25 protein-coding genes are annotated in these 26,514 nt (G+C 69.8%); 14 read left to right on the forward strand and 11 right to left on the reverse strand.

Annotated elements, in window-relative coordinates; translation table 11 throughout:
• The first annotated feature begins 11 nt into the window (after positions 1-11).
• Together MMSR116_RS25735 and MMSR116_RS25740 are read left to right on the forward strand one after the other, a co-directional pair.
• Positions 12-785, forward strand: a complete 774-nt coding sequence (locus tag MMSR116_RS25735; protein WP_010687449.1) for a hypothetical protein — start codon at positions 12-14, stop codon at positions 783-785.
• Positions 786-787: 2 nt separating this feature from the next.
• Positions 788-1,429: a GNAT family N-acetyltransferase gene (locus MMSR116_RS25740; protein ID WP_039894916.1), complete on the forward strand. Its 642-nt coding sequence runs from the start codon at positions 788-790 to the stop codon at positions 1,427-1,429.
• Positions 1,430-1,503: 74 nt separating this feature from the next.
• Here the strand turns inward: MMSR116_RS25740 and hpnH are convergent, their stop codons facing one another.
• Complete coding sequence (gene hpnH / locus MMSR116_RS25745; protein WP_010687451.1) at positions 1,504-2,667, reverse strand: adenosyl-hopene transferase HpnH; 1,164 nt, start codon at positions 2,665-2,667, stop codon at positions 1,504-1,506.
• Between the two features lie 615 nt (positions 2,668-3,282).
• Between hpnH and MMSR116_RS25750 the strand changes: the two genes are divergently transcribed.
• A complete protein-coding gene (locus MMSR116_RS25750; protein WP_010687453.1) occupies positions 3,283-5,949 on the forward strand; it encodes an MMPL family transporter in 2,667 nt (888 codons plus the stop codon).
• Between the two features lie 7 nt (positions 5,950-5,956).
• Here the strand turns inward: MMSR116_RS25750 and MMSR116_RS25755 are convergent, their stop codons facing one another.
• From MMSR116_RS25755 to MMSR116_RS25780, 6 genes are all read right to left on the reverse strand, one after another.
• A complete protein-coding gene (locus MMSR116_RS25755; protein ID WP_010687454.1) occupies positions 5,957-6,832 on the reverse strand; it encodes a bifunctional helix-turn-helix transcriptional regulator/GNAT family N-acetyltransferase in 876 nt (291 codons plus the stop codon).
• A gap of 32 nt (positions 6,833-6,864) precedes the next feature.
• Positions 6,865-7,707: a hopanoid biosynthesis-associated protein HpnK gene (hpnK, locus tag MMSR116_RS25760; protein WP_039894917.1), complete on the reverse strand. Its 843-nt coding sequence runs from the start codon at positions 7,705-7,707 to the stop codon at positions 6,865-6,867.
• Between the two features lie 123 nt (positions 7,708-7,830).
• Positions 7,831-9,264 carry a hopanoid biosynthesis associated radical SAM protein HpnJ gene (gene hpnJ, locus MMSR116_RS25765; RefSeq protein WP_010685486.1) on the reverse strand — a complete coding sequence of 478 codons (1,434 nt, stop codon included), beginning with the start codon at positions 9,262-9,264 and terminating at the stop codon, positions 7,831-7,833.
• A gap of 57 nt (positions 9,265-9,321) precedes the next feature.
• Positions 9,322-10,530, reverse strand: a complete 1,209-nt coding sequence (hpnI, locus tag MMSR116_RS25770) for a bacteriohopanetetrol glucosamine biosynthesis glycosyltransferase HpnI (protein WP_010685485.1) — start codon at positions 10,528-10,530, stop codon at positions 9,322-9,324.
• Positions 10,531-10,614: 84 nt separating this feature from the next.
• Positions 10,615-11,229 carry an MlaC/ttg2D family ABC transporter substrate-binding protein gene (locus MMSR116_RS25775; RefSeq protein ID WP_010685484.1) on the reverse strand — a complete coding sequence of 205 codons (615 nt, stop codon included), beginning with the start codon at positions 11,227-11,229 and terminating at the stop codon, positions 10,615-10,617.
• Positions 11,220-12,332: a flippase-like domain-containing protein gene (locus MMSR116_RS25780; RefSeq protein WP_010685483.1), complete on the reverse strand. Its 1,113-nt coding sequence runs from the start codon at positions 12,330-12,332 to the stop codon at positions 11,220-11,222. Before MMSR116_RS25780 ends, MMSR116_RS25775 begins: the two co-directional genes overlap by 10 nt.
• Positions 12,333-12,541: 209 nt before the next feature.
• Between MMSR116_RS25780 and MMSR116_RS25785 the strand changes: the two genes are divergently transcribed.
• Positions 12,542-13,717, forward strand: coding sequence for a glycine amidinotransferase (locus MMSR116_RS25785; protein ID WP_010685482.1), 1,176 nt, complete (start codon positions 12,542-12,544; stop codon positions 13,715-13,717).
• Between the two features lie 303 nt (positions 13,718-14,020).
• Here the strand turns inward: MMSR116_RS25785 and MMSR116_RS25790 are convergent, their stop codons facing one another.
• Complete coding sequence (locus MMSR116_RS25790) at positions 14,021-15,031, reverse strand: alpha/beta fold hydrolase (RefSeq protein WP_010685481.1); 1,011 nt, start codon at positions 15,029-15,031, stop codon at positions 14,021-14,023.
• Between the two features lie 187 nt (positions 15,032-15,218).
• Between MMSR116_RS25790 and MMSR116_RS25795 the strand changes: the two genes are divergently transcribed.
• On the forward strand, positions 15,219-15,707 hold the full coding sequence (locus MMSR116_RS25795) for a hypothetical protein (protein ID WP_010685480.1): 489 nt from the start codon (positions 15,219-15,221) through the stop codon (positions 15,705-15,707).
• Between the two features lie 10 nt (positions 15,708-15,717).
• A complete protein-coding gene (kdsA, locus tag MMSR116_RS25800) occupies positions 15,718-16,572 on the forward strand; it encodes a 3-deoxy-8-phosphooctulonate synthase (protein WP_010685479.1) in 855 nt (284 codons plus the stop codon).
• A gap of 5 nt (positions 16,573-16,577) precedes the next feature.
• On the opposite strand, the gene MMSR116_RS25805 is transcribed toward kdsA, so the two are convergent.
• Positions 16,578-17,252, reverse strand: a complete 675-nt coding sequence (locus tag MMSR116_RS25805) for a class I SAM-dependent methyltransferase (protein WP_010685478.1) — start codon at positions 17,250-17,252, stop codon at positions 16,578-16,580.
• Positions 17,253-17,574: 322 nt separating this feature from the next.
• Between MMSR116_RS25805 and MMSR116_RS25810 the strand changes: the two genes are divergently transcribed.
• Complete coding sequence (locus MMSR116_RS25810) at positions 17,575-17,907, forward strand: hypothetical protein (protein ID WP_010685477.1); 333 nt, start codon at positions 17,575-17,577, stop codon at positions 17,905-17,907.
• 65 nt (positions 17,908-17,972) lie between these two features.
• Here MMSR116_RS25810 and queF read toward each other — a convergent pair whose 3' ends face one another.
• Positions 17,973-18,443, reverse strand: coding sequence for a preQ(1) synthase (gene queF, locus MMSR116_RS25815; protein WP_010685476.1), 471 nt, complete (start codon positions 18,441-18,443; stop codon positions 17,973-17,975).
• A 194-nt stretch (positions 18,444-18,637) separates the two neighbouring features.
• Between queF and eno the strand changes: the two genes are divergently transcribed.
• The gene (eno, locus tag MMSR116_RS25820; RefSeq protein WP_010685475.1) at positions 18,638-19,927 is read left to right on the forward strand and encodes a phosphopyruvate hydratase; all 1,290 of its coding nucleotides are present in this window, start codon (positions 18,638-18,640) and stop codon (positions 19,925-19,927) included.
• 161 nt (positions 19,928-20,088) lie between these two features.
• On the opposite strand, the gene MMSR116_RS25825 is transcribed toward eno, so the two are convergent.
• Positions 20,089-21,291, reverse strand: coding sequence for an adenylate/guanylate cyclase domain-containing protein (locus tag MMSR116_RS25825; RefSeq protein WP_010685474.1), 1,203 nt, complete (start codon positions 21,289-21,291; stop codon positions 20,089-20,091).
• A gap of 81 nt (positions 21,292-21,372) precedes the next feature.
• Here MMSR116_RS25825 and MMSR116_RS25830 point away from each other — a divergent pair, with 81 nt between their 5' ends.
• From MMSR116_RS25830 to MMSR116_RS25855, 6 genes are all read left to right on the forward strand, one after another.
• A complete protein-coding gene (locus MMSR116_RS25830) occupies positions 21,373-21,684 on the forward strand; it encodes an FtsB family cell division protein (protein ID WP_010685473.1) in 312 nt (103 codons plus the stop codon).
• Positions 21,685-21,844: 160 nt separating this feature from the next.
• Positions 21,845-22,930, forward strand: a complete 1,086-nt coding sequence (gene pdhA / locus MMSR116_RS25835; protein ID WP_010685472.1) for a pyruvate dehydrogenase (acetyl-transferring) E1 component subunit alpha — start codon at positions 21,845-21,847, stop codon at positions 22,928-22,930.
• Between the two features lie 55 nt (positions 22,931-22,985).
• Positions 22,986-24,431, forward strand: a complete 1,446-nt coding sequence (locus tag MMSR116_RS25840) for a pyruvate dehydrogenase complex E1 component subunit beta (RefSeq protein ID WP_010685471.1) — start codon at positions 22,986-22,988, stop codon at positions 24,429-24,431.
• Between the two features lie 66 nt (positions 24,432-24,497).
• Entirely contained in the window at positions 24,498-24,785 is a 288-nt protein-coding gene (locus MMSR116_RS25845) for a DUF5076 domain-containing protein (protein ID WP_010685470.1), read from the forward strand.
• A gap of 15 nt (positions 24,786-24,800) precedes the next feature.
• Positions 24,801-24,989, forward strand: a complete 189-nt coding sequence (locus MMSR116_RS25850; RefSeq protein ID WP_010685469.1) for a hypothetical protein — start codon at positions 24,801-24,803, stop codon at positions 24,987-24,989.
• A 4-nt stretch (positions 24,990-24,993) separates the two neighbouring features.
• On the forward strand, positions 24,994-26,412 hold the full coding sequence (locus MMSR116_RS25855) for a pyruvate dehydrogenase complex dihydrolipoamide acetyltransferase (protein WP_010685468.1): 1,419 nt from the start codon (positions 24,994-24,996) through the stop codon (positions 26,410-26,412).
• Positions 26,413-26,514: the final 102 nt, after the last annotated feature.

The raw sequence follows: 26,514 nt of genomic DNA on the forward strand, positions 1-26,514 counted from the left end.
GGACGCGTCCCATGAGCCTGATCGCCGCCAAGATCGCCGTGACCCCGACGCTGATGTGGGCCGTCTCGGCGGCCGCCCGGCGGTGGGGCAGCCTCGTCGGCGGCCTGCTCTCGGGCCTGCCGCTCACCTCGGCGCCGATCTCGATCTACCTCGCCGTCGAGCAGGGCGAGGGCTTCGCCGCCGAGGCCGCGGTGGGCTCGGCGGAGGGGCTCGGCGCGGTCACCCTCTGCTACCTGGCCTATGCCCTCTGCGCGCCGCGGACCACGCCGCTCCGGGCCATCGGCGCCGCCCTTGCGGCCTTCGCGCTCGGCGGGATGCTGCTGCACGGACTCGTCCGGCCCGGGCTCTGGCTCGCCACGGCCATCGACCTTCCGCTGATGGCGCTGGTGGTCGCACTCTGCCCGCCGGAGGGCGCTCAGCGGCACCGGCCGAGGCCGCCGCGCTGGGACATGCCGGCGCGCCTCGCGGCGGCGACGATCCTGGTCCTGGCGGTTTCCGGCCTCGCGCCGCTGCTCGGCCCCGGCCTGAGCGGCGTCCTCGCGCCGATCCCGATCATCTCCTGGCCGCTCATCGCCTTCGCCCGCTACCAAGACGGCGTCGGCGCCTCCCTCGACGTGGTGCGCGGCAGCGCCCAGGGCGCCTTCGGCGTGCTCGCCTTCTACGTCTGCGTCCACCTGATGGTCGGGCAGCTCGATCCTGTCCTCGCCTACGCGCTCTCGATCGCGGTGTCGGCAGCCTGCGTCCTACCCTGGCTGTTCGCGCGGCGACGCGTCCGGGCGGCCTAGGCATGATCGCAGGTCCGGCGATCCCGATGCTCGGACCCGGCTACGCGGCGGTGCCGCCCGGCCATATCGCCACGATCGTCACAAGCCTGGAGATGCTCCGCCCGCCGTGCTCGCGCCCGCCGCGACCCCTCCCGGCCGGGCTCCGGCTGGAGCCGCTTGTCCCCGCCGATCCGGATAGCTACCGGGGCCTGTTCCGCGCGGTCGGTGCCGACTGGCTCTGGTTCTCGCGGCTCACCATGCCGGAGGACGCGCTGGCGGCGATCCTCGCCGATCCGCGGGTCGAGATCCGGGCGCTCCGTCGGGGCGGGCAGAACGTCGGGATGCTGGAGCTGGACTTCCGGGAGGCCGGAACCTGCGAACTGGTGTTTCTCGGACTGACGCAGGATCTCATCGGGAACGGACTGGGTCGCGCACTCATGGACGAGGCGATCCGGCGGGCGTGGTCGCGTCCGATCGCACGGTTCTGGGTGCACACCTGCACCCTGGACCATCCCGGAGCGCTCGCCTTCTACAGGCGCTCGGGCTTCGAGCCCTACGCCGTGCACGTCGAAGTGGCGCCGGATCCGCGGCTCACGGGAGCGCTGCCCCGGGATTGCGCCGCGCACATCCCGCGGCTCGATGGCGGCGGCCGCGGGCGACCCTGAGCGCAGGCAGGCCCCTGGTACGAAAAAACCCGCGGCTGTCGACCGCGGGTCTCATCGTCAGCGCTGCGCCCGGATCAGGCGGCGGTGCGCTTGCGGGCTTCCTGCTTCGTGTCGACGCCGGCCGCTTTGATCTCGGACAGCTTCTGCGCGACGTTGCGCGAGAACACGAATTCGGCCGGGCGCTGGTTCTCGAGGCTGACCTCGGGGGCCATCGCGCCGTCGGTCTTGATGCCGCGGATCGCGTGCACCAGCGGCTTCCAGGGCTTGCGGACCGAATCGACCACCGAGGAGGCCTCGTAGCCCGAGTGGACCATGCAGTCGGCGCACTTCTCGTAGTTGCCGGTGCCGTAGGCGTCCCAGTCGGTGGTCTCCATCAGCTCCTTGAAGGTCGCCGCGTAGCCCTCGCCGAGCAGGTAGCAGGGCTTCTGCCAGCCGAACACGGTGCGGGTCGGGTTGCCCCACGGGGTGCAGTGGTAGGTCTGGTTGCCGGCCAGGAAGTCGAGGAACAGGCCCGACTGCTGGAAGGTCCACTTCTCCCGACCCTTCTCCTTGCCGTGCCGGAACACGCCGCGGAACAGCTCCTTGGTCGCCTTGCGATTCAGGAAGTGCTTCTGGTCGGGGGCGCGCTCGTAGGCGTAGCCGGGGGAGACGGTGATGCCGTCGATGCCCATCCGGGTCACGCTGTCGAAGAAGTCGGCGATCTTCTCAGGGCTGGAGTTGTTGAAGAAGGTGCAGTTGATGGTGACGCGGAAGCCCATCTCCTTGGCCTTCGCGATCGCCGCCACGGCCTTGTCGTAGACGCCGCGCTGGCACACCGACTGGTCGTGCATCTCCTTGTCGCCGTCGAGGTGGATCGACCACGTGAAGTACGGGCTCGGCTTGTACTCCTTGATCTTCTTCTCGAGGAGCAGCGCGTTCGTGCAGACGATCGCGAACTTCTTCTGGGCGATGATGCCCTCGACGATCTGCGGCAGGTCCTTGTGCAGGAGCGGCTCGCCGCCGGCGATCACCACCACGGGGGCGCCGCACTCGCGCACCGATTCGAGCGCGTCGGCGACCGGCAGGCGTTTGTTGAGGATCTCGTCCGGGTAGTCGATCTTGCCGCAGCCGGCGCAGGCGAGATTGCAGCGGAACAGCGGCTCCATCATCATCACGAGCGGGTAGCGTTTGCGGCCCGTCAGGTGCTGCTTCAGGATGTAGCCGCCGATCTTCGCGACGTACCGGAGGGGGATACCCAAGATTGCGGCTCCTTCACTTCGTCGACCCCGGGGCGTTGGGGTGCTTAACGCGAAAAAATCCCGATTTCTAGCGACCTAGCTTGGAACTAATCTCAAACGACCCCGTTTCGGCGGGATCATGACATCTTATTCCGCGCCTGACGCAACGCCGCCACATGGTCCGCATGCGCAGACGCGCTGGACTGGGAAACCCGGTCGCTGAGGTCAGCACGCGCAATGCGTCGGCAATGCGACCGAAACACCCAGATTTTGGTCAACCCGCCGAGGACGCCGTGCGCTAGCGCACATGGACGGGTGCAAGGACCACACCGAGGCGGTCGCGTTGCATTCTGGCATCGCTCTCTTTACTGAGCCCCGTGGCCGTAACGCAAGAGCGGCCCATGGTGGATCGCGGCGCGGGAGTCCATATCGGCCACGATCCGCGCGCATCGCGCCGCACGGCCGGTGCGGACAGTACAGCGTTCCTCGAACCCGAGGCGTGTCCGGGCGGAGCACGGCGCGGCCGACACAGGGGGCTCCGTATCCCGGTGGCGCCGGCCGTCGGGATCCCGCTGAGCCGGATTGGATGAGCCGGATGCGCCGGAGGCGTATCCGAGGCGAACAGGCAGGGTGCTCGTGATCGAAAGTCTCGTCGCGTTCTCGGTGCGGTATCGGTGGATCGTGATCGCCCTGGTGGCGTTCGTCACGGTCGCGAGTGCCGGCGTCGCGGCGCACCTGTTCCGAATCAATACGGATGTCGAGCGGCTGATCGACCCCAAGGAGCCGTGGCGTCAGGACGAGATCAACTACGAGCAGGCCTTCCCGCAGCGCACCAACACGATCGTGGCGGTGATCAACGGGCAGACCCCCGAGGAGACCGAGGAGGCGGCCGCCAACCTCGCCAAGGCGCTCACCGCCCACAAGAACCTGATCGAGACCGTCTATCGCCCGGACGGCGGCCCGTTCTTCGACAAGAACGGCCTGCTGCTGATGTCCCAGGCCGAACTGGACAAGACCCTCGAGGCCCTGACCCAACAGCAGGGGCTGCTCGGGCCGCTGGCCGCCGACCCGTCCCTGCGCGGCGTGATGCGGGTGCTGACGCTGGGCGCGCGCGGCGTGAAGACCGGCGACGCCAAGCTCGAGGATCTCGAGAAACCCATGGGGCAGATCGACGCCACGCTCCAGAAGGTGCTGGCGGGCCAGCCGGCGCGGATGTCCTGGCAGGAGCTGCTGTCGAACGGCGAGACCCGCGTCACGGACAAGATGAAGTTCGTGATCATCCAGCCGGTGCTGGACTTCAACGCCCTGGAGCCCGGCTACCAGGCGACGAAGCTGATCCGCAACGTCGCGCAGGACCTCAAGATCGACGCGGCCCACGGCCTGCGCATGCGGCTGACCGGCACGGTCGCGGTCGCGGACGAGGAATTCGCCACGCTCTCGGAGGATGCGGGCCTCAACAACAGCATCATCGTCGGCGCCATCGTGCTGTTCCTCTGGCTGGCCTTGCGCTCGGGCAAGCTCGTCGGTGCGGTGATCATCACGACCTTCGCGGGCCTCGTGGTCACGGCCGCCCTCGGCCTCGTCATGGTCAAGGAGCTGAACCCGATCTCGGTGGCCTTCGCGGCCCTGTTCGTCGGCCTCGGCATCGATTTCGGCATCCAGTTCTCGGTGCGCTACCGGGCGGACCGCTACGAGCAGCCGAGCCTCGACAGCGCGATCCGCGCCGCCGCCCGCGGGGTCGGCTGGTCGCTGACCCTCGCCGCAGTCTCCCTGGTGGCGGGGTTCTTCGCCTTCCTGCCCACGGCCTTCCGGGGCGTGTCGGAGCTCGGCCTGATCGCCGGCGTCGGGATGGTCGTGGCCTTCCTGTTCTCCCTGACCCTGCTGCCGGCGCTGATCGCGGTGTTCAAGCCGGAGGGCGAGAAGGCCGCTGTCCAGACCGAGTGGCTCGTCGGCGTCGATCCGTGGATCATCCGCCACCGCAAGCCGATCCTGATCGCCGTCGGTCTGGTCACGCTGGCCGGCGCGCCGCTGCTCTGGCACCTGCCGTTCGACTCCAACCCGATGCATCTGCGCAGCGCCAAGACGCAGTCGATCGCGACCTACCTCGACCTGATCAAGAACCCCGAGACCAGCCCGAACGTCATCGACGTCCTGGCCCCGAGCGTGGATGCGGTCCCGGCGCTCTCCAAGAAGCTCGCGGCGCTGCCGGTCACCGATTCGGTCAACAGCATCGACACCTTCGTGCCGCGGGACCAGGACAAGAAGCTCGCGCAGATCGCCGACACGGCGCAGCTCCTCGATCCGGTGCTCAACCCCGGCCGCCGCCCGCCGCCGCCCACCGATGCCGACAACGTCAAGGCCCTGAAGGACGCCGCAACGGCGCTCAACGGCGTGGCGAACGAGCCGAAGGGCGACGCGAAGGGCGCCCAGGTCGCCAAGCAGCTCGCCGGCACCCTCGACAAGCTCGCCGCCGGCCCGGTCCAGCAGCGCGAGGCCGCCTCGGTCGCCCTGACCAAGGATCTCGGCCCGCTGCTGGCGCATCTGCGCGACCTGCTGCACCCGGAGAAGATCACCCTCGACAACCTGCCGCCGCAGCTCAAGGCCGACTGGGTGGCGGCGGACGGCCGCGCCCGCATCGAGGTCCACCCCAAGGGCGACTCGAACGACGATCAGGTGCTGCGTACCTTCTCGGACGAGGTGCTGAAGGTCGCGCCCCACGCCACCGGCGCGCCGGTGGCGACCACGCAGTCGAGCTACACCATCCTGGGCGCTTTCGTGCAGGCGGCTGTGACGGCCTTCGTGCTGATCTTCGTCATCCTGTCGGTGGCGCTGCGCAAACCCTGGGATGTGGCGATGACGCTGGGCCCGCTGGTGATCGCGACCCTGTGGACTCTGATGGCCCTTCGCATCGTCGGCATGCCGCTGAACTTCGCCAACATCATCGCCCTGCCGCTGATGCTGGCGGTCGGCGTGGCCTTCCACATCTACTACGTGATCGCGTGGCGGGCGGGCGTGACCGACATGCTCGCCTCCAGCCTGACCCGGGCGATCTTCTTCTCGGCGCTGACCACCGGCAGCGCCTTCGGGTCGCTGGTCCTGTCGAGCCATCCGGGCACGGCCAGCATGGGCAAGCTGCTGGCGCTGTCGCTGTTCTTCACCCTGGTGGCGGCGTTCTTCGTGGTCCCGGCGACGCTGGGCGAGCCGCCGGTTCAGCCGGATGAGGATCGCCCGGAAGCCGAGAAGGCCGCGGGCGCGGCGCTGAGGAAGAGCACCACGATGAAGGATCCGGTCCCGGCCAAGTAGCGGCCGGTCAGAGAGCCTTCTCGAAGAAGAGATCCGGGTAGGGGTCGTCGTTGAAGCGGTCGATCTCCACCCAGCCCGAGCGCCGGTAGAGGGCCAACGCCTCGGGGAGGGCGCTGTTGGTGTCGAGCCGCAGCGTCCGGATGCCGAGGTCGCGGGCGGCGGCCTCGGCCTCGCCCATCAGGCGTTTGCCGAGACCGAGGCCCCGGGCGGCCGGATCGATCCAGAGCCGCTTGATCTCCGCGACCGGGCCGCCGTTGCCCTTGAGTCCGACGCATCCCACCGGCAGGCCGTCCGCGACGGCGAGCAGGAAGGTGCCGCGCGGCCGCACCATATCGGCGGCCTCGGGATCGCAGGACAGGGCCACGTCGAAGCCGCCCGCGAAGCGCGCGGCCAATTCCGCATAGTACGCACCGAGGCTGGACCGGGCCGGCTCGCTCGCCGGGTCGGCCTCTTCGATCCCGATGGTGTCGGCGGCCAGCACGAGGGCAACGCGATCCATGGCGTTCAGAAGAGCATCAACCTGCGGGGCGCGCGCCAGAAGTTCCGCGGCGCGGGCGTCGGACAGATCCTCGTAGGCCCGGAACTCCCGCTGCCCCGCCTCCGTCAGGGTTGCGACCCGGCGGCGTCCATCCGCGGGGTGCGCCGCGATCTCGATCAGACCCTCGTCCTCCAAGCTCCGCAGCAGGCGGCTCATGAGGCCGGAATCGAGACCGAGATAGGCACGGACCGCGGCGATGTCGGTCCGCCCGGCCCCGATGGCGTTCAGGACGCGCGCCGCCCCCAGGGGTCGACCCCGGCCGAGGAAGGAGTTGTCGAGTGCGCCGACCTCGGCTGTTACAGCGCGGGCGAAACGGCGGATTCGGGCGACGGCGCTACGATCCATGATATCTGACTTTAGTCAGATATCTCGGGAGATCAACGCAGGAAGTCGGAGAAGCCGCCCCGGATCGCGCCGGAGCTCTCGGCCGCCGCACGGGATGTGGACGCCACCAGCGCGTCCCGTTCGTCGGCGTAGCGATAGCCCGGGGCTTCCCCCGGGAATCCGCCGCCGGTGGCCGGATGCGTGTAGAGTTCGGTCAGGCCATCCGGGAGATGCGTGAGCAGCGCCGCCACCCGGGCGGGGGTCATGGCGCCGGACCACGCGAGCCCGAGGGTCCGGTCCGGGATCAGCAGCCCGGCCTGCCGGGCGCGCACGGCGAGCAGCGCCGCCCAGGGGGCGATGTCGAGGGCCGGCTTCGGGCGGGCGCCAGGCTCGGCGCGGCGCAGGATCTCACGCGGCTCCCGGGGCACCCGCAGGGCGCGCATCCCGAAATTGCGGCCGATGCGCAGGACCGCGCCCGCGATCAGCGGGTGGACGTGGAAGTGCTTGTGGGCGTTGACATGGTCCAGCGGCAGCCCGGTCGCCCGGTAGGCCTCGAACTGCGCCCGGACCTCGGCGGCGAGCTGGCGCCGGGCCGCGGGCCTGCGGGCGAAGTCGAGGCCGAGTCGGGCCATGTCGGCGCGCATCAGGCCGGCGTCATCGGTCAGGTCGGGCAGCTCGGCGGCCGGCAGGGTCGGCCACGCCTCGACGAGGACGAGGTGCAGCCCGACTCGCAGGGACGGCATCCGCCGGGCCCGCGCCACGGCGTCGGCGGCGGCCGGCGCCGAGACCATCAGGCTCGCCGCCGTGAGGATCCCGTCGCGATGGGCCTGCTCGACGGCCTCGTTGACCTCGGGGCTCAGCCCGAAATCATCCGCGGTGACGACCAGACGCTTCACGGTAACCTCGTAACGGGTGTCGAGAGGGCGCGCCCTCTCGCGGGTCCAGGGCGGAGCCCTGGAAGAGGGGCGGGGCTCTGCCCCGCACTCCCCGCTGGGGCCGGCAGGCCCCGGACCCCTGACTTACGCCGCCTTGGCTGTGCCCTGACGCTCCTTGAGGAAGCGGTAGAACTCCACGCCCTCGCGCAGGCGGCGCTTCATCATGTCGGGCGAGCGCACCATCTCGCTGACGATCGAGGCGATCTTCGGCGCGCGGAAGTAGAACTTCTTGTAGAACTCCTCGACCGAGGTGAAGATCTCGGTGTGGGAGAGATGCGGGTAGTGCAGGGGCGCGACCTGCACGCCGTTCTCGTCGACGAGTTCGGCGTTCTCGATGTCGAGCCAGCCGTTCTCCACCGCCTGCTTGTACAGGAAGGTGCCCGGGTAGGGTGCCGCCAGCGAGACCTGGATCGTGTGCGGGTTGATCCGCTTGGCGAAGGCGATCGTCTCCTGGATCGTCTCCTTCGTCTCGCCCGGCAGGCCGAGGATGAAGGTGCCGTGGATGGCGATGCCCAGGTCGTGGCAGTCCTTGGTGAACTTCTCGGCGACCTCGACCCGCATGCCCTTCTTGATGTTGTGTAGGATCTGCTGGTTGCCGGACTCGTAGCCGACCAGCAGCAGGCGCAGACCGTTCTCCTTGAGCACCTTCAAGGTCTCACGCGGCACGTTCGCCTTGGCGTTGCACGACCACGTGACGCCCAGCTTGCCGAGCTCGCGGGCGATCTCCTCGGCGCGCGGGAGGTTGTCGGTGAAGGTGTCGTCGTCGAAGAAGAACTCCTTGGTCTGGGGGAACTCCTTCAGGCAGTACTTGATCTCCTCGATCACGTGGGCGACCGAGCGGGTGCGGTAGGTGTGGCCGCCGACCGTCTGCGGCCAGAGGCAGAAGGTGCAGCGGCTCTTGCAGCCCCGGCCCGAGTAGAACGAGATGTAGGGGTGCTTCAGGTAGCCGATGAAGTACTTCTCCATCTCCAGGTCACGCTTGTAGACGCTGGTGACGAAGGGCAGCTGGTCCATGTCGGTCATGATCTCGCGGTCCTCGTTGTGGACCACGACACCGTTGGCGTCGCGATAGGACAGCCCCTTGATCTCCGACATCGGGACGCCCTCGGCGACTTCCTTGACGGTGAAGTCGAACTCGTTGCGGGCGCAGAAATCGACCACCGGGGCCTGGGCCATGGCGCCGGCGGCATCGACCGCGACCTTGGCGCCGATCAGGCCGGCGATCAGCTTCGGGTTGGCGGCCTTCAGCGCCTCGATCGTCTTCACGTCGGACTTGAACGACGGCACCGAGGTGTGGAGCACGACGAGGTCGAAGTCGTTGGCCTGGGCGACGATCTCGGGGAGCTTGATGTTGTGCGGCGGCGCATCGATCAGCTTCGAGTTCGGCACCAGGGCGGCCGGCTGGGCCAGCCAGGTCGGGTACCAGAACGACTTGATCTCGCGTTTGGCCTGGTAACGGGAGCCGGCACCGCCGTCGAAACCGTCGAAGGTGGGGGCCTGGAGGAAGAGCGTGCGCATGGGGTTCAAGGCCTCAGGGCAGTGCCGGGGGAGGGGCGGAGGACGAGGAAGCCGGGTTCAGCGGAGCGGCGCGCCGGCATCGCGGCCGAGTTCGGCGTCCGGGATCAGGGTACCGTCCGCAACCACGTGATAATCGTGACCTTTCCATGTCACCGCCCCCGACACGAAGGCCCAGGCGAAGTTCAGGAAGGAGAGGATGTCGCGGATCGGCAACAGTCCGTAGGGGTGCGGGGCGAGGCCGAAGGCCCGCTCGAGCTGACGGCAGAGCAGGATGCGACTCGCGAGGGCGAAGCCGGCGACCCACAGCGCGGCGGTGCCGCTGCCCGGCAGCAGGGCGGCCACGAGGGCCAGGGGGACGGCGTGCGTGATGATCGAGCCGGCATAGCCCGCCGGATCGACCGTGCGGATGGTACGGTTCCAGCGCAGCTCGTGCCGCCAGAGGCCGGACAGATCCGTATCGACGCTGGTGTGGCCGATGGTGAAGCTCGGGATCACCATCCGGCCGCCGAGGCCGCGCAGGGCGGCACCGATCGCGTAGTCGTCCGCGAGGTCGTCGCGGAAGCGGCGGAACCCGCCGACCGCCTCAAGGCTCGCCCGGGTGAAGGCGACCGTGGAGCCGAAGCAGGGCTTGGCCAGCCCGAGGCTCAGGCCCATCACGACGTTGGGCAGGAACTGCGCGTCGATCGCCAGGGTGGAGAGCTGGTCGTACAGCCCCCGGAAGGCCGGAACGCCGTGGTAGAGGCAGGTGACGCCGGACACGCCCTCCTGCGAAAGCTCCGCGACGAGGCGCTCCAGATAGTCGGGCGGAACCACCATGTCGCTGTCGGCCAGCACCACCACCTCGTGGGTGATGGCCTCGGCCATGTTGATCAGGTTCGAGACCTTGCGGTTCGAGCCGTGCTGGCGGCCATCGATGACGAGGTCGATCCGGGCCTGGGGGTAGGCCTGCTTCAGCCGCTGCACCACGCCGATGGCGGGATCGCCGGCCTTCTGGACGCCGAACACAACCTGCACCGGGCCGGCATAGTCCTGGCGCAGCACGGTCTCGAGATTCGCATACAGGTTCGGCTCGAGGCCGCAGAGAGGCTTGAGCACGGTCACGGACGGCCGGCGCGAGCCGGGCGCGAGCACCGGGGCGGGGCGGGCCGCGTAGCGGCCGGCGCAATAGGCGGCCGCCAGCCCGTAGAGGCAGCCCGCCGCCGCCAGGATCAGGCAGATCAGCGAGAGCCACGAAAGGCTGTGCAGCGCCAGCGAGGAGAGATCCATCCGGTCGGGTCCGTGCGATCGTCCGGCCGCCTCAGGCGGCGATGGCCATGGGCGGCCGGTTCAGTTCGCCCCCGTCGGTCAGGCTCACGGCGTCGGCTTGGCGGCGAGCATGCCGTCGGCGCGCTGCCGGAGGAATTTCACGACGCCGTCGGCCCCACCGGATTTCAGCGGCGCCGAGAGGGCGTTGCGCTGGGCGGCGATCTCGCTGACGTCGCCGTTGAGCAGCACGTCCTGGATTCGGTTGCTGTCGCTCACGACGAAGTCGACCTCGGAATCGTCGCCGTCCGAGGCGGTGACGCGGGTCGGCACCACGCGCTGGGAGCCGCGCTCCTCGACCTTCGGCGTCACGTCGAACTTGCCGCCTGCGGCGCGGGCCAGCCGGTTGGCGTAGGTGACGGTCAGGCTGCGCTTGAACGCGTCGATCACCGCCGCCTGCTGCTCCGGGGTGAAGCTCGACCATTTCGAGCCGACGGCGACCCGCGTCATGGCGGGGAAATCGAATGCCTTGTCGAGGGCCGGTCCCACGGCCTCGACCCGCGCGGGCAGGGGACCGGGGCCATCCTTCAGTGCCGCGCTGAACGCGGCGTACAGGTCGCGCACGGTCTGGACGGCGGGATCGTCCGCGGCCCACGCCTGGATCGGGACGAGCAGGGGGGCGGCCAGGAGGACGGCGGCCGCGAGACGGCGGGTCAGGCGCACTTCTTCAACTCCTCGCCGTCGCCGAGCCGCGCGACCATGCGGGGCGGGGCGTAGCTGTAGAACGGCCCCAGGGTCGCGGGCTGGGACACGCGGGTTGCCCTGCTTCCGCCGGCGGTTTCCACCTCCCGGTCCTCGTCCTCGGGCGCCTCGGCACGGAGTCTGGCCTCGAGCCGGTGCCAGAGGAGGAGGCTCGGCAGTCCGACGCCGAGATCGGCGAAGCGCTTGACCAGCGACAGGGCGAGCGCCGCCTCGGCCGGGATATCGAACAGGCCGCACAGGGCGATCAGGCCGCCCTCCTGGGCCCCCAGCGCGCCGGGCACCGCGAAGGCGGCGCCGCGCACGGCCTGGGCGAGGCTCTCGATCATCAGCGCCTGCGCGAAGTCCACGGGATAGCCCATGAAGCGCAGGCAGACATAGACCTCCAGCGTGCCGATCACCCAGCCGACCAGGTGGACCGCCAGGGCCGCCGCGAAGCGCCCGTGGTTGCCGTAGAGCCGGCGGAGGCTGTCGTAGAGCTGGTCGATGGCGCCGAAGGCCCGCCACTCGCGGCCGGAGGCGAAGCGGCTGAGCAGGCCCTGGATCAGCCGATGACCCGCCTTCCGCTGGATCAGGTAGAAGGCGCCGAGCGCGGGGACCGCCAGGGCCAGGCCGCCCTCGACGGTGTGGGCGATCGGCCCGTCGCCGGAGATCAGCACCAGCAGGGCGAGACCCGCCACGGTGAAGAGAAGCTGCGTCAGCGCCTGGGTCATCAGGTCGACGAACATGCTGGCGCCCGCGAGCGCCCCCGGCACGCCGCGCTTGGCCAGCAGGCGCGCGCCGACGAAGTCGCCGCCCACCGTGGCCACCGGCAACAGGGTGTTGATGCCCTCGCGCACGAAGCGCAGCAACACGCAATCGGCGAGCTTGGCCGTGCCGGCGGGGAACACCACGTGCCAGCCGAGGCCGGCCCAGGCGACGGCCACGATGCGGGCGAGCACCACCAGGGCGGCGCCCCACCCGGCGCTCACGACGGCGGCCGATACGTCTTCCAGGCCGGAGGACATGAACAGGCCGACGACCGTGCAGAGACCGGCGATCGAGGCCAAGGTCGTCAGGCGCTTCATTGTCGTCTTTCAAGCTCGCAAAAGGCTTGATGCGGGAAATCGGCCACGGTCGCGGCAGAAATAGGTCCGCCAGGCCGAGAACGTTTCTGCCACGTTGCAGCACGGATTAGCGGTGTCTATCACCCGTTTGACACACCGGGGGCCAAAGCGGCGCGGGGCCTGAGGGCCTACGCAGAAGGCCGCGGCACGTCGCAGAAGGGGCACACGTCATGGAGCGCGAATCACCGATCACGGCCCTGGAGGCCGTGACCGACGACACGCATGCCGGCGGCTTCGCGGCGGGATCGAGCCCGGGCGTCCCGGCGCCGCACTCGCCTGTGATGGCCTGGAACGAGTGGGACCCGCTGGAGGAGGTGATCGTCGGCTCGCTCGACGGCGCCACGATCCCGACCCACCACCTGACGGTGATCTTCAACCTGCCGCGTGCCGCGCAGCCCTTCTACCGGCTGGCGAGCGGCTGGAAGTATCCGAAGTTCATGAAGAAGCTCGCCCAGGCCGAGCTCGACAACTTCATCGGGATCCTGGCCGGAGAGGGCGTGAAGGTTCGCCGCCCCGACACGGTGGACTTCTCCAAGAAGTTCAAGGCGCCGCGCTGGACCTCCCGCGGCTTCTGCGTCGCCTGCCCGCGCGACCCGTATCTCGTGATCGGCGACGAGATCATCGAGAGCCCGATGTGCTGGCGCTCGCGCTACTTCGAGGGCGATGCCTACCGGTCGTTGTTCAAGGAATACTTCCGCGCCGGCGCGCGCTGGACCTCGGCGCCGCGCCCGCAGCTCACCGACGACCTGTACAACTACGACTACCGGGTGCCGAATCTGAAAGCCGGCGAGCCCATGCAGTTCACCGTGAACGAGTTCGAGCCGGTCTTCGACGCCGCCGACTTCGTCCGCTGCGGCCGCGACCTGTTCGTGACCCGCTCGAACGTGACGAACCTGATGGGCATCGAGTGGCTGCGCCGCCACCTCGGCCCGGGCTTCCGCATCCACGAGATCGAGAGCCGCTGCCCGCAGCCGATGCACATCGACTCGTCGTTCATGCCGCTGGCCCCCGGCAAGGTGCTGGTGAACCCGGACTACATCGACGTCGAGAAGCTGCCCGCCGTGCTCAAGAAGTGGGATGTCCTGATCGCCCCGCGCCCCGACCCGGTCGAGGGCTTCATGAGCAAGATCTCGATGTGCTCGCCCTGGACCTCGATCAACGTCCTGGCGATCACCGAGAAGAAGATCGTCGTCGACCAGAGCCAGCCGACGCTGATCAAGGCTCTGAAGGACTGGGGCTTCGACCCGATCCCGGCGCCGTTCCTCAGCTACGGCCCGTTCGGCGGCTCGTTCCACTGCGCCACGCTCGACGTGCGCCGCCGGGGCGTGCTCAAGTCGTACTTCTAGGACCTGCGCCGTCGCCCTCTCTCCTCATGGGGAGAGGGCGCAGCCGGGACGGGAATATGTCCTGACCGACACTTCCCGGGAAAGGCACCGTGTCATTCCGGGGCGCCGCAGGCGAGCCCGGACCCGAAGGGGCAGGCCGAAGGCGGGCAATCCAGATGCCTTGTCAGTGCGAGGCCCCGGCAAGTCGGCGGCTCCGGATCCCGGGCTCCGCTGCGCGGCCCCGGGATGACGGGGAGCGTTCGCGCGCCCGTCCAGATCCCCGCTCGCTCAGGAAAACGGAGCTTCGCCTCCGATCGAGGGGGTTCAGCGCGCCGCGATCCCCTCGATCAGCGCCTTGTTGAACCCATCTGGATCCGACATCTGCGGCGCGTGTCCGAGTTCGGGAAACGCCACGAGCCGGGCACCCGGGATCGCCTTCGCGGCGGCCTTCCCGAGTTCGGGGTAGTTGCCGAGGCTCGCCCGCAGCTCCGGCGGCGCGAGATCCTTGCCGATGGCGGTATTGTCCTTCTGGCCGATCAACAGGAGCGTCGGCACCGTGATCTGCGGGAACCGGTAGACCACCGGTTGCGTCACGATCATGTCGTAGAGGAGCGCCGAATCCCAGGCGACCGCCTCCTTGCCGGGTCCGTTGTTGAGGCCGGCCAGCATGTCCACCCATTGGTCGTAGCGTGGCTCCCAGGTGCCGGCGTAGTAGGTCGCCGTCTCGTAGGCGCGGATCGAGGCCGCCGAGACCTTCAGCTCGCGCTGATACCATTGCTCCAGGGAAATCGGCGGCAGGCCCCTGGCGCTCCAATCCTCGAGTCCGACGGGATTGACCAGCACGAGCTGCTCGACCTCCTTCGGGTAGAGCAGGGCGTAGTGCGCGGCCAGCATGCCGCCGGTGGAGTGGCCGACCACGACCGGTCGCTCGATCCCGAGCTTACCCAACAGGGCGTGGGTGTTCTCGGCGAGCTGGCGGAAGGTGAACTGGTAGGCGGCCGGCTTGCTCGACTTGCAGAAGCCGATCTGGTCCGGCGCGACGACCCGGTAGCCGGCCGCGCCAAGCGCCCGGATCTGGCTCTCCCAGGTGGCCGCGCAGAAGTTCTTGCCGTGGAACAGCACGACCGTGCGGCCGTTCGGCGTCGCGGGACGGATGTCGAGATAGGCCATCTGCAGCGGCTGGCGCTGAGACGTGAAGGTGAAGCGCTCGACCGGGAACGGATAGGCGAAGCCTTCGAGTTCCGGTCCGTAAGCCGGCTGCGGCAGCGGCTCCGCCGGAGCGCTCCCTGGCAGCGCCAGGGCGAGTAGGACGTAGGCGAGGGCGAATCGGAGCATGGCAGCGTCGGACCTGGTCGGTGAGCGGCGGTCGGCGCCGCACCGCCCGCCCAGATCGGGCATTCGGGCGCCGCTGTCCATGCGCCGCTGTCCATGCGCCGCAGCCATGCGCGGCGGCACAGGTTCGCGCTTCCGTCCGGCCGCGCTATCTGCTGATCGCTCCCGTCTCCAGCCGCGGATGTCCCCGATGCTGCGCCTCCCCGCCCAGGTCGCCCTCGCCGGTGCGCTCACGTTCGGGCCTGCGCCTGCCCGCGCGGCCGATGCCTGCGATGTCCTCGCCGCCAAGGTGATCCGCTCCACGGGGGCGTCCCTGGCCGGCCGGGCAGGACCGGTCGCGGTGTTCCGCGCTCAGGATGCCGAGCGGATGAGCCTCGATTGCCGCGTCCCCGCACGGATGACGGTGGCGTCCCTGGATCGCGAGCCGCCACCCGCCTACTTCGTCCTGATCGGGCTTGCGGCGCGGGCGCTCGCCGGCGCGGACGCCGCCGCGGCCGAGGTGCTGGCGCTCAACCTCCATCAGGCCAGCCTGCTGGCCGGCGCCCCGCGGCGCGGCGCCAGCGGCCGGGCACTCATGCTGTGCGAGACCGGCCCGCGCGGGGACGCCCTGCGCGACGATCTCACCGTCTGCCGGATCGCGGTCCGGACCGGACTTTCGCGGGTGCGCAGCAAGGGGTAGACCGGCGGCCATGTCGATCCTCGCTGAATCCGGCCCCGTCGTTCAAGTCGGCGGCGTGCGCTTCGCCAATCACCTGCCGCTCACGCTGATCGCCGGACCGTGCCAGCTCGAAGGGCGCGGCCATGCCCTGGAGGTCGCCGCCGCCCTCAAGGAACTGGCGGCCGGCCTGGGCCTGGGCCTCGTGTTCAAGACCTCCTTCGACAAGGCCAACCGCACCTCCGGCAAGGCCGCCCGCGGCATCGGCCTCGACGGCGCGCTCCCGGTCTTCGCCGAGATCCGCGAATCCCTGGGGCTGCCGGTGCTCACCGACGTGCACGCCGCGGAGCAATGCGCCCGCGCCGCCGAGGCGGTGGACGTGCTCCAGATCCCCGCTTTCCTGTGCCGCCAGACCGACCTGCTCCTGGCCGCCGCCGCGACCGGACGGGCGGTCAACATCAAGAAGGGCCAGTTCCTGGCGCCCTGGGACATGAAGCACGTGGCCGCCAAGGTGACGGAGGCCGGCAATCCGAACGTCATCGTCACCGAGCGGGGCGCCTCCTTCGGCTACAACACCCTGGTGTCGGACATGCGCAGCCTGCCGATCATGGCGCAGGTGACGGAGGGTGCCCCGGTGGTGTTCGACGCCACCCATTCCGTGCAGCAGCCGGGCGGGCAGGGAGCGAGTTCCGGCGGCCAGCGGGAATTCGTCGCCGTCCTGGCCCGCGCCGCCGTGGCGGTGGGCGTTGCGGGCGTCTTCATCGAGACCCATCCCGACCCGGACCGGGCCCCCTCCGACGGCCCCAACATGGTGGCGCTCAAGGATATGCCGGCGCTTCTGGAGGAACTCATCGCCTTCGACCGGCTGGCCAAACGCCGCGCCGCCTGACGGGCTCAGGCCGCGACCGGCTCCAGCACGTGGATCCGGAGGGGCTGGACGAGTGCGTAGCGGCCGTCGGCGTCGCGCGCCGCCGCCCTCAGGAAGGCGGCCTCCACGATCGAGCGCCGGTCTTGGATCGTCGCCGCGCGGGCCGGATCCACGGCGCAGACGCGGGTGAGGAAGCCGTCGAGGGAGGCGAAGCTCTCGCGCCGCTCGACCGTGACATCCCTCCGGCACACGAAGGCGCCGCGGGACAGGGACGCCGCGATGGCGTCCTGGGCCGCTGCCCGGATCGCGGTCTCGTCCTCGATCGGTCGCAGGGCATCGAAGAAGCTGCCGGCCGCGAGGGGCTCCACAACGACGATGGACCCGCCGGCCGCCAGCACGCGCGCGGCCTCGCCGAGGGCGGCCGCGGGATCGGGCACGTGATGCAGGGCGTTGAGCATCACGGCGCCGTCGAAGCTGGCATCGGGAAAGGGAAGGGCCTCGCCGCCGGCGGCCTCGAACCGCGCTTCCGGCACGGCAGCCCGTGCGCTGGCGAGGGCCGCCGTGCCGGGATCGATCCCGGTGACGGCCGCCCCGCCATCGACCAGCCGCCGTGCGAGCGTCCCGGGTCCGCAGCCGATGTCGAGGATCCGCTTCCCCGCCAGCGGCGCGAAGGTGTCGCGGATCAGGCTCAAGGCGTCCATTGAGAGTCCTCCGGATCTCTCCCTAGCATGCCCCGTCACAGGACGGGCGCCTCCTCGCCGTCGGGATGGCTCGATCGTCCCGGCCCGGCGACCGGCTCCCCCCCGCGGGTATCGTCGGGAAGCCCCTGCGCAAGAGTTGGCGCTGGATCCGCACACAGATCGGCAAGCTTGGCGGTGCCGCCGGCCCTGCAGGGGATGATGAACGGCGGTTCATAATTTCGGTTGTGTGCGGATGCGCACCTAAACCCGATCCGAAAGCTGGAACTCACTCTGCGCGGCCACGTTATTGGGCATGTTCGATCGAGGATCGAGAAGGAACACTATGCGCAAGATCGGTATCATTGCTACCGCCGCCGCCATGGCGCTCGGCAGCGTCGCCGCCACCACGGGCGCCGAGGCGCGTCCCTACGGCTACCATGGCGGTTACGGCGGCTACGGCCACGGCTACTACCGCGGTCGCCGCGGCATCGGCACCGGCGCCGCGATCGGCCTCGGCATTGCCGGCCTCGCGGCCGGTGCGATCGCTGCCGGCGCGGCCCGCGACAGCTATTACGGCGGCGGCTACGGCTATGCCCCGTCCTACGGCTACGCCCCGGTCTACGGCGGCTACGGCTACGCCAGCCCGGGCTACGGCTACTACGGCTACGGCTACTGAGATCTGAGATCCGCGAGGATCGGAGGGCGACTGGCGCGAGCCGGTCGCCCTTTTCGTTTGGTCGCTCAACGACCGCGGTAGGGCGGCACGCCAGGTTCGGGCAGCCACGCATTCTTCGGCAGTTCGCCCGTCTGCCAGAACACGTCGATCGGAATGCCGCCGCGGGGATACCAGAACCCGCCGATGCGCAGGTAGCGCGGCGCGAGGAGGTCGCGCAGCCGCTTGCCGATCGCCACCGTGCAGTCCTCATGGAATGCTCCGTGGTTGCGGAACGACCCGAGGTAGAGCTTCAGCGACTTCGACTCCACCAGCCAGTCGCCGGGCACGTAGTCGATCACCAGAATCGCGAAATCCGGCTGGCCGGTGACTGGGCAGATGGAGGTGAATTCGGGCGCGGTGAAGCGGGCGACGTAGTCGGTATCCGCGTGCGGGTTCGGCACACGGTCCAGGCGAGCCTCCTCGGGAGAGGTGGGGAAGGGGGTCGGCTGGCCGAGCTGCAAGTCGTCGGTGGAGGTCGTGTCGTTGGTGGAGGTCATGGCGCGCATATAGAGCCTGGCAGCGCCGTGCGCATCCGTCTGAGTCGCGACGCTTTCCCGGACGGCTCCGGCTGTGCGCTGGCCGTTCCGGCGCTTGCCGCCGGCCGCGGCTTGACGGATAAGCCGCCGCGATGCGCCGCACCCTCTGATTTGGGCGCGGTCGCCGACCCGCGGCCCCCGCGAGAGGACGTTCCATGACCGCGATCACCAATATCAGCGCCCGCGAGATCCTCGACAGCCGCGGCAACCCCACGGTCGAGGTCGACGTCATCCTGGAGGACGGCTCCTTCGGCCGCGCGGCGGTCCCGTCGGGGGCCTCCACGGGCGCCCACGAGGCGGTGGAGCTGCGCGACGGCGACAAGAACCGGTTCCTCGGCAAGGGCGTACTGAAGGCGGTCGAGGCGGCGCAGACCGAGATCCTCGACGCGATCGGCGGCATGGAGGCCGAGGATCAGGTCGCGGTCGACGAGGCGATGATCGAGCTCGACGGCACGCCCACTAAGGCGCGGCTCGGCGCCAACGCGATCCTGGGCGTGTCGCTGGCGGTGGCCAAGGCCGCGGCCGAGGCCTCGGGCCTGCCGCTCTACCGCTACGTCGGCGGCGTGCAGGGCCGGGTGCTGCCGGTGCCGATGATGAACATCATCAACGGCGGCGCGCATGCCGACAACCCGATCGACTTCCAGGAATTCATGATCATGCCGGTCGGCGCGGACTCGATCGCCGAGGCCGTGCGGATGGGCTCCGAGGTGTTCCACACCCTCAAGAGCAAGCTGAAGAAGGCCGGCCACAACACCAATGTCGGCGACGAGGGCGGCTTCGCTCCGAACCTGCCCTCCGCCGAGGCCGCCCTCGACTTCGTGATGGACGCGATCAGCGCCGCCGGCTTCAAGCCCGGCCAGGACATGGCGCTCGCCCTCGACTGCGCGGCGACCGAGTTCTTCAAGGACGGCGCCTACGCGTACGAGGGCGAGGGCAAGACCCGCACCATCGAGGCGCAGGTCGACTACCTCGCGCAGCTCGTCGCCACCTACCCGATCGTCTCCATCGAGGACGGCATGTCGGAGGACGACTGGGCCGGCTGGAAGCTCCTGACCGACAAGGTCGGCGCGCAGTGCCAGCTCGTGGGCGACGACCTGTTCGTCACCAACGTCGAGCGGCTGTCGCGCGGCATCGCGGAGGGCACGGCCAACTCGATCCTGATCAAGGTCAACCAGATCGGCTCGCTCACCGAGACCCTGGCGGCGGTCGATATGGCCCAGCGCGCCGGCTACACCGCGGTGATGTCGCACCGCTCCGGCGAGACCGAGGATTCGACCATCGCGGACCTCGCGGTCGCCACCAATTGCGGGCAGATCAAGACCGGCTCGCTCGCCCGCTCGGACAGACTGGCCAAGTACAACCAGCTGATCCGCATCGAGGAGGGCCTGGGTCCGCAGGCGCTCTATGCCGGCCCCGCGGCGCTCAAGCAGTTCGCCCGCCGCTGATCCGTCAATCCCGTCGTTCCGGGGCCGCACAGCGGAGCCCGGAACCCGGATCCGCCGCCGGAGCAAGATCTGGGAGAATCTGCGCGTCTGGATTGCCCGCCTTCGGCGTGCCCCTCCGGGTCCGGGCTCGCCGACGGCGACCCGGAATGACGGCGCCCGCCTCAGGGGATCGCCGCATCGGACGGCTCCGCCGGCACGGTCCAAACCCGCATCGGCCGGGATAGGCCTCGCAGCTCGATCGTCCCGACCGGCTCCAGACGGCGCTCGCAGCGCTCGGCGAAGGAGTCCGACACCAGGAGATCATGGCCCAGCGCCGCGCACTGGCTCTCGATCCGGCTGGCCTCGTTGACCGCCCGCCCGATGATCGTGAAGTCGAGGCGGCGCTCGGTCCCGACATTGCCGTAGATCACCGTCCCGAAATGCACGACGCATTCGGCCGGGAGCTCGGGCAGTCCGGCCACGCGGCGCCGGGCGTTGAGCGCCGCGTTGGCGGCGAGCCCTTCGGTCGCGGCGGCGAGGGCGGCACCGCAGACCGGGCAGGGGAGAGTGTCGGCGTCCGGAACCGGGAAGATCGCCAGGAAGCCGTCGCCGAGGAACTTCAGGATCTCGCCGCCGTGCCGTGCCACCGGATCGCCCAGCGCGTCGAAGTGCTCGTTGAGCCACGTGACCATGTCGGCCGGGTCCACCCGGTCGGCCAGAGCCGTGAAACCGCGCAGGTCGTTCAGCAGGATGGCGGCCGGCACGGCGCGCCCCTCGCCCCGCCGGATCTGGCCGTCGAGGATGCGCTCGGCGGTGGACCGGCCGAGATAGGTGGCGGAGACTTCGCGGAACGTGTGGGCCAAGCCCATCTTGGCCATCGCCAGCGTCAGGAATGGAAGGACATCGGCGATGGCGGAGAGATGCGCGTCGGTGAAGCCGGCGGCGTCGCGTGTACAGAACGAGACCGCGATGCCCCGCAGGGCGGTGCCGGGGGCGAACTCGGCGATGTGCAGCACGTAGTCGATGCCGCCCTGCGCCCCGAGGGCCTTCAGGACCGGGAAGTCCACCGCCAGTCCGGGCGCGTCGAGGCGCCATCGGCCGAAGGTCTCGCCCGTCTCCACCAGGGCGTAGACCGGGCTCAGCAGCCAGTCGCTCTCCTCATCGGCGCCGTGGGCGTTGGCGACGAACGACATGCCCTCGCCCGCGTGCCAGTTCAGGCTGACACCGCGCAGCGTCGGGTCGAGCGCTGGCGCCATGACGCTCACCCGCCAGACGGGGGTGCCGGCCTCGACCAGCGCCTCACAGAAGCCGGCGAGCAGGGTGTCGTGATCGTCGGTCGCCGTGGCGTGCGCGGCGATCCAGCGTCCCAGGTGTGTCAGGTCCATCCCGCAGGCTCGCCCCTGTCCGTGCTGGCCGCGCCATGCGGCCGAAAAGAACCGTTAACCTTTCCGCGCCAGGGTCACGCCATGGTCGTGCGCCGCCGAGTCAGAATGGTCGTGTTGCCGCTGGGTCTCTGGACCCTGTCGGCGCTCGTAGTCGGCTATTTCGTGTGGCAGGCCGAGAGCGGCAACCGGGGCCTCGAAGCCAAGAAGGTGCTGAAGATCCGCGCCTACGGCCTCAACCAGGAACTCGCCGCCGTGAAGGCCGAGCGCGCCACCTGGGAGCACCGGGTGGCCCTCCTCAAGAGCGACCAGATCGACCGCGACCTGTTGGAAGAGCGCGCGCGAATCGTGCTGGGCCGGGTCCACGCCAACGACGTGGTCGTCATCACGCCCTGACAGTTCCGGGGATGTCCCGCCGAAGTTGAGGCGCGCAGTTTCTCTAGTCCCCAAAGTCGTCTGACAAGAGCGGCTTCCTGTCAGAGCGGCAGCCCTCGCTTTCCAACCGTCGCTGTCCTACACCCCCACGAAGTCGCGTGGAATCACGGGGAGAGCGCCGATGGACGCCGCCAAGGAGCCTGCCAAGGAGCCCGCAAAGGACGCGTCGTCCGCGCCGGTGCAGGCCGCGAGCCCTCAGGCCGCCGAGGCGCATCGCCCCGCGCCGAACATGCCCCAGTTCACGCGGGACGAGGATCTCCACGCCTATCACGAGATGCTGCTGATCCGGCGCTTCGAGGAGAAGGCCGGCCAGCTCTACGGCATGGGCCTCATCGGCGGCTTCTGCCACCTCTACATCGGCCAGGAAGCCGTGGTGATCGGCATGCAGATGGCCTCGGTCGAGGGCGATCAGGTCATCACCGGCTACCGCGACCACGGCCACATGCTGGCCTGCGGCATGGATCCGAAGGGCGTCATGGCCGAGCTGACCGGCCGCCGCGGCGGCTACAGCCGCGGCAAGGGCGGCTCGATGCACATGTTCAGCCGCGAGAAGCAGTTCTTCGGCGGTCACGGCATCGTCGGCGCGCAGGTGTCGCTCGGCACCGGCCTCGCCTTCGCCGACCATTACCGGGAGAACGGCAAGGTCAGCCTGACCTACATGGGCGACGGCGCCGCCAACCAGGGCCAAGTCTACGAGAGCTTCAACATGGCGGCGCTCTGGAAGCTGCCGGTCGTCTACGTGATCGAGAACAACCGCTACGCCATGGGCACCTCGGTGGCCCGGGCCTCGGCGCAGACCGACTTCTCGAAGCGCGGCCTCTCCTTCGGCATCCCCGGCGAGCAGGTCGACGGCATGGACGTGCGCACGGTGCGCGAGGCCGCAACCCGGGCGATCGAGCACGCCCGCACCGGCCAGGGCCCGTACATCCTGGAGATGCAGACCTACCGCTACCGCGGCCACTCCATGTCCGATCCGGCCAAGTACCGGACCAAGGACGAGGTCTCGAAGATGCGCGACGAGCACGACCCGATCGAGATGGTGCGCAAGCGCCTGCTCGAACTGCACGGGGTGCCGGAGGCGGATCTGAAGAGCACCGACGCCAAGGTCCGTGAGATCGTCAACGCGTCCGCCGAGTTCGCCACCAACGATCCCGAGCCGGATCCGTCCGAGCTGTGGACCGACATCCTGCTCGAAGCGCACGCCTGAGCGCGGACAAAGCCGCTGGCCGCCCCCCAACGAATAAACGACCGCAGAGCTGAGCATGGCGACCGACATCCTGATGCCCGCCCTCTCGCCCACCATGGAGGAGGGCAAGCTCGCCAAGTGGCTGAAGAAGGAGGGCGACCCGATCAAGTCCGGCGACGTGCTGGCCGAGATCGAGACCGACAAGGCCACCATGGAGGTGGAGGCCATCGACGAGGGCATCCTCGCCAAGATCCTGATCGCGGAGGGCACCGAGGGCGTCGCGGTCAACACGCCGATCGCCGTGATCGCCGGTGAGGGCGAGGATCCGGCGAGCGTCCAGTCGTCCGGCGGCGGCGCCAAGCCCAACGGCGCGGGCGGCCACCCGGCCCCGACGCCCGACATGCAGGCCGAGGGCATGGCCGACAAGGCCGCGCCCGCCGCGAAGACCGGCGACGACGCACCCAAAGCGCCGGCGGCCCCGGCGGTCATCACCAACAAGGCCCAAGAGCCGGTGATGGAGGAGTTCCCGGCCGACACGCCGATGGTCACCCAGACCGTCCGCGAGGCCCTGCGCGACGCCATGGCGGAGGAGATGCGCCGCGACGCGGACGTCTTCGTCATGGGCGAGGAGGTCGCCGAGTATCAGGGCGCCTACAAGGTCACCCAGAACCTGCTGCAGGAGTTCGGCGCGAAGCGCGTGGTCGACACCCCGATCACCGAGCACGGCTTCGCGGGCATCGGCGTCGGCGCGGCGCTCGCCGGCCTGAAGCCGATCGTCGAGTTCATGACCTTCAACTTCGCCATGCAGGCGATCGACCACATCATCAACTCGGCGGCCAAGACCCTGTACATGTCCGGCGGCCAGCTCGGCTGCCCGATCGTGTTCCGCGGCCCCAACGGCGCGGCCGCCCGCGTCGCCGCCCAGCACAGCCACGACTATGCCGCGTGGTACTCCAACGTGCCGGGCCTCAAGGTGATCGCGCCCTACACGGCGTCCGACGCCAAGGGCCTGCTCAAGGCCGCGATCCGCGACCCGAACCCGGTGATCTTCCTTGAGAACGAGATCCTGTACGGGCAATCCTTCCCGGTGCCGAAGCTCGAGGACTTCGTGCTGCCGATCGGCAAGGCGAAGATCCACCGCACCGGCAGCGACGTGACCATCGTGTCCTTCGCCATCGGCATGAACTACGCCCTCAAGGCCGCGCAGGCGCTCGCCGAGCAGGGCATCGAGGCCGAGGTGATCGACCTGCGCACGATCCGCCCGATGGACAGCGAGACGGTGGTGCAATCGGTCAAGAGGACCGGCCGCTGCATCACGGTCGAGGAAGGATTCCCGCAATCCGGCATCGGCGCCGAGATCGTGGCCCGCCTGATGGTCGACGCCTTCGACTACCTCGACGCCCCGGTCCTGCGCATCACCGGCAAGGACGTGCCGATGCCCTACGCGGCGAACCTCGAGAAGCTGGCGCTGCCGACGGTGGCGGAGGTCGTCGAGGCGGCCAAGAGCGTCTGCTACAAGTGACCGGCGCGCGGGCGGGTACGATCCCGCCCCGTCCCGGCAGGGGGGTCAAGGAACAGCCGGCGCGCCATGAGCCAAGAGTCCAGCAACGACTTCGCCGAACTCGCCATCCCGCCCGACGCCCTGGAGCAGGGCGGCATCGAGGTGCTGCGCGCGGCCGTCGTGGACGGCGCGGTGAGCGTCGCCCTGCGCCGGTCCTTCGACGACCCGGCGACCTGGGGGAGGCTGCTGGCCGACCTCGCCCGACAGGCCGCCCGCGCCTACGCGCTGGAGACCGACATGTCGGAGGAGGAGGCGGTCGAGCGCATCCGCGCTGGCTGGGAGGCCGAGGGGCTCGACCCCGGCGGTCTCAACTGACGATGGCGGCCGACCATGGCTGAGGCGGCTGTCCGGCAGGCGATCTACGCGGATCTGGAGGCGGTCCCCGCACATCGCGTTGCTGCGCGCTTCAACGAGGCGCCGGCCCCAGGTCCGCAACCGCCCTTCGACGCCGTGCCGTTCCCCCTCGACGACTTCTTTCCCTTCGACGATCCGGCCGCCCCGGCCCAGCCCGAGACCTGATGCCATGCCGATCAACGTGCTGATGCCCGCGCTGTCGCCCACCATGGAGAAGGGCAACCTCGCCAAGTGGCTGAAGAAGGAGGGCGACCCGATCAAGTCCGGCGACGTGCTGGCCGAGATCGAGACCGACAAGGCCACCATGGAGGTGGAGGCCATCGACGAGGGCGTGCTCGCCAAGATCCTCGTGCCCGAGGGCACCGCGGACGTGCCGGTCAACGACCTGATCGCCATCATCGCCGCCGAGGGCGAGGACCCGTCGAGCGTGCAGGCCTCGGGCGGCGCGCCGAAGGCCGCCTCGAACGGTGAGGCCAAGGCCGAGCCCAAGCCGGAGCCCAAGACCGACGCGTCGGCCGCGTCGCAGAACACCACGCCCGGCGGCGGCCACATGTCGTACGAGCGGGTGAACGCGGCCCCCGAGGGCGCGCAGCCCGGCGGCGCTCCGCAGGCCGGCTCCGGCGGCCGGGTCTTCGCCTCGCCGCTGGCCCGGCGGATCGCCAAGCAGGAGGGCGTCGAGCTCGGCGCCGTCCAGGGCAGCGGTCCGCACGGCCGCATCATCGCCCGCGACGTCCAGGCCGCGAAGGCCTCCGGCGCCACGAAGGCACTGGCACCCCAGGCCGCCGCCGAGGCGCCGAAGGCGGCCCCCGCGCCGAAAGCCGCCCCCGCGGGCGGCGCGCCGGCCGGGCTCACGACCGACCAGGTCAAGGGCTTCTACGCCAAGGACGCCTACGAGGAAGTGCCGCTGGACGGCATGCGCAAGACCATCGCCAAGCGCCTCACCGAGGCGATGCAGGTCGCCCCGCACTTCTACCTGACGGTGGATTGCGAGCTCGACGCGCTGATGAAGCTGCGCGAGACGCTGAACGGCTCGGCCGGCAAGGACAAGGACGGCAAGCCCGCCTTCAAGCTCTCGGTGAACGACTTCGTCATCAAGGCGATGGGCCTCGCGCTGACCCGCGTTCCGGCCGCCAACGCGGTCTGGGCCGAGGACCGGATCCTGCGCTTCAAGCACGCCGAGGTCGGGGTCGCGGTGGCGATCGACGGCGGCCTGTTCACGCCGGTGATCCGCCGGGCGGACGAGAAGACGCTGTCCACCATCTCCAACGAGATGAAGGATTTCGCGGCCCGCGCCCGCGCCAAGAAGCTGAAGCCCGAGGAGTACCAGGGCGGCGTCACCTCGGTGTCGAACCTCGGCATGTTCGGCATCAAGCACTTCACCGCGGTGATCAACCCGCCGCAATCGAGCATCCTGGCGGTGGGCGCGGGCGAGAAGCGCGTCGTCGTGAAGGACGGGGCGCCGGCCGTAGTCCAGGTGATGACCGCCACCCTGTCGTGCGACCACCGCGTCCTCGATGGAGCGCTCGGCGCGGAGCTGGTCTCGGCCTTCAAGGGGCTGATCGAGAACCCGATGGGCATGCTGGTGTGAGGGGTGCACTCTCCTCCCCCTTGTGGGGAGGAGTTGGAGGTGGGGGTGGTGCAGAAGGCACCTTTGCGCTCAATCCTGCACCACCCCACCCCTAGCCCCTCC

The sequence above is a fragment of the Methylobacterium mesophilicum SR1.6/6 genome (assembly GCF_000364445.2).
GTDB lineage: Bacteria > Pseudomonadota > Alphaproteobacteria > Rhizobiales > Beijerinckiaceae > Methylobacterium > Methylobacterium mesophilicum_A.

Excerpts from the sequence above, each read along its gene's own strand:
- MMSR116_RS25845 (WP_010685470.1), top strand. The coding sequence starts at position 24,498 with ATGAGCCAAGAGTCCAGCAACGACTTCGCCGAACTCGCCATCCCGCCC.
- MMSR116_RS25795 (WP_010685480.1), top strand. The coding sequence starts at position 15,219 with ATGCTGCGCCTCCCCGCCCAGGTCGCCCTCGCCGGTGCGCTCACGTTC.
- MMSR116_RS25755 (WP_010687454.1), bottom strand. The coding sequence starts at position 6,832 with ATGGATCGTAGCGCCGTCGCCCGAATCCGCCGTTTCGCCCGCGCTGTA.
- MMSR116_RS25840 (WP_010685471.1), top strand. The coding sequence starts at position 22,986 with ATGGCGACCGACATCCTGATGCCCGCCCTCTCGCCCACCATGGAGGAG.
- MMSR116_RS25785 (WP_010685482.1), top strand. The coding sequence starts at position 12,542 with ATGGAGCGCGAATCACCGATCACGGCCCTGGAGGCCGTGACCGACGAC.
- kdsA (WP_010685479.1), top strand. The coding sequence starts at position 15,718 with ATGTCGATCCTCGCTGAATCCGGCCCCGTCGTTCAAGTCGGCGGCGTG.
- hpnI (WP_010685485.1), bottom strand. The coding sequence starts at position 10,530 with ATGGATCTCTCCTCGCTGGCGCTGCACAGCCTTTCGTGGCTCTCGCTG.
- MMSR116_RS25830 (WP_010685473.1), top strand. The coding sequence starts at position 21,373 with ATGGTCGTGCGCCGCCGAGTCAGAATGGTCGTGTTGCCGCTGGGTCTC.
- queF (WP_010685476.1), bottom strand. The coding sequence starts at position 18,443 with ATGACCTCCACCAACGACACGACCTCCACCGACGACTTGCAGCTCGGC.
- hpnJ (WP_010685486.1), bottom strand. The coding sequence starts at position 9,264 with ATGCGCACGCTCTTCCTCCAGGCCCCCACCTTCGACGGTTTCGACGGC.
- MMSR116_RS25740 (WP_039894916.1), top strand. The coding sequence starts at position 788 with ATGATCGCAGGTCCGGCGATCCCGATGCTCGGACCCGGCTACGCGGCG.
- MMSR116_RS25825 (WP_010685474.1), bottom strand. The coding sequence starts at position 21,291 with ATGGACCTGACACACCTGGGACGCTGGATCGCCGCGCACGCCACGGCG.
- pdhA (WP_010685472.1), top strand. The coding sequence starts at position 21,845 with ATGGACGCCGCCAAGGAGCCTGCCAAGGAGCCCGCAAAGGACGCGTCG.
- MMSR116_RS25790 (WP_010685481.1), bottom strand. The coding sequence starts at position 15,031 with ATGCTCCGATTCGCCCTCGCCTACGTCCTACTCGCCCTGGCGCTGCCA.
- eno (WP_010685475.1), top strand. The coding sequence starts at position 18,638 with ATGACCGCGATCACCAATATCAGCGCCCGCGAGATCCTCGACAGCCGC.
- MMSR116_RS25735 (WP_010687449.1), top strand. The coding sequence starts at position 12 with ATGAGCCTGATCGCCGCCAAGATCGCCGTGACCCCGACGCTGATGTGG.
- MMSR116_RS25810 (WP_010685477.1), top strand. The coding sequence starts at position 17,575 with ATGCGCAAGATCGGTATCATTGCTACCGCCGCCGCCATGGCGCTCGGC.
- MMSR116_RS25850 (WP_010685469.1), top strand. The coding sequence starts at position 24,801 with ATGGCTGAGGCGGCTGTCCGGCAGGCGATCTACGCGGATCTGGAGGCG.
- MMSR116_RS25855 (WP_010685468.1), top strand. The coding sequence starts at position 24,994 with ATGCCGATCAACGTGCTGATGCCCGCGCTGTCGCCCACCATGGAGAAG.
- MMSR116_RS25805 (WP_010685478.1), bottom strand. The coding sequence starts at position 17,252 with ATGGACGCCTTGAGCCTGATCCGCGACACCTTCGCGCCGCTGGCGGGG.
- MMSR116_RS25780 (WP_010685483.1), bottom strand. The coding sequence starts at position 12,332 with ATGAAGCGCCTGACGACCTTGGCCTCGATCGCCGGTCTCTGCACGGTC.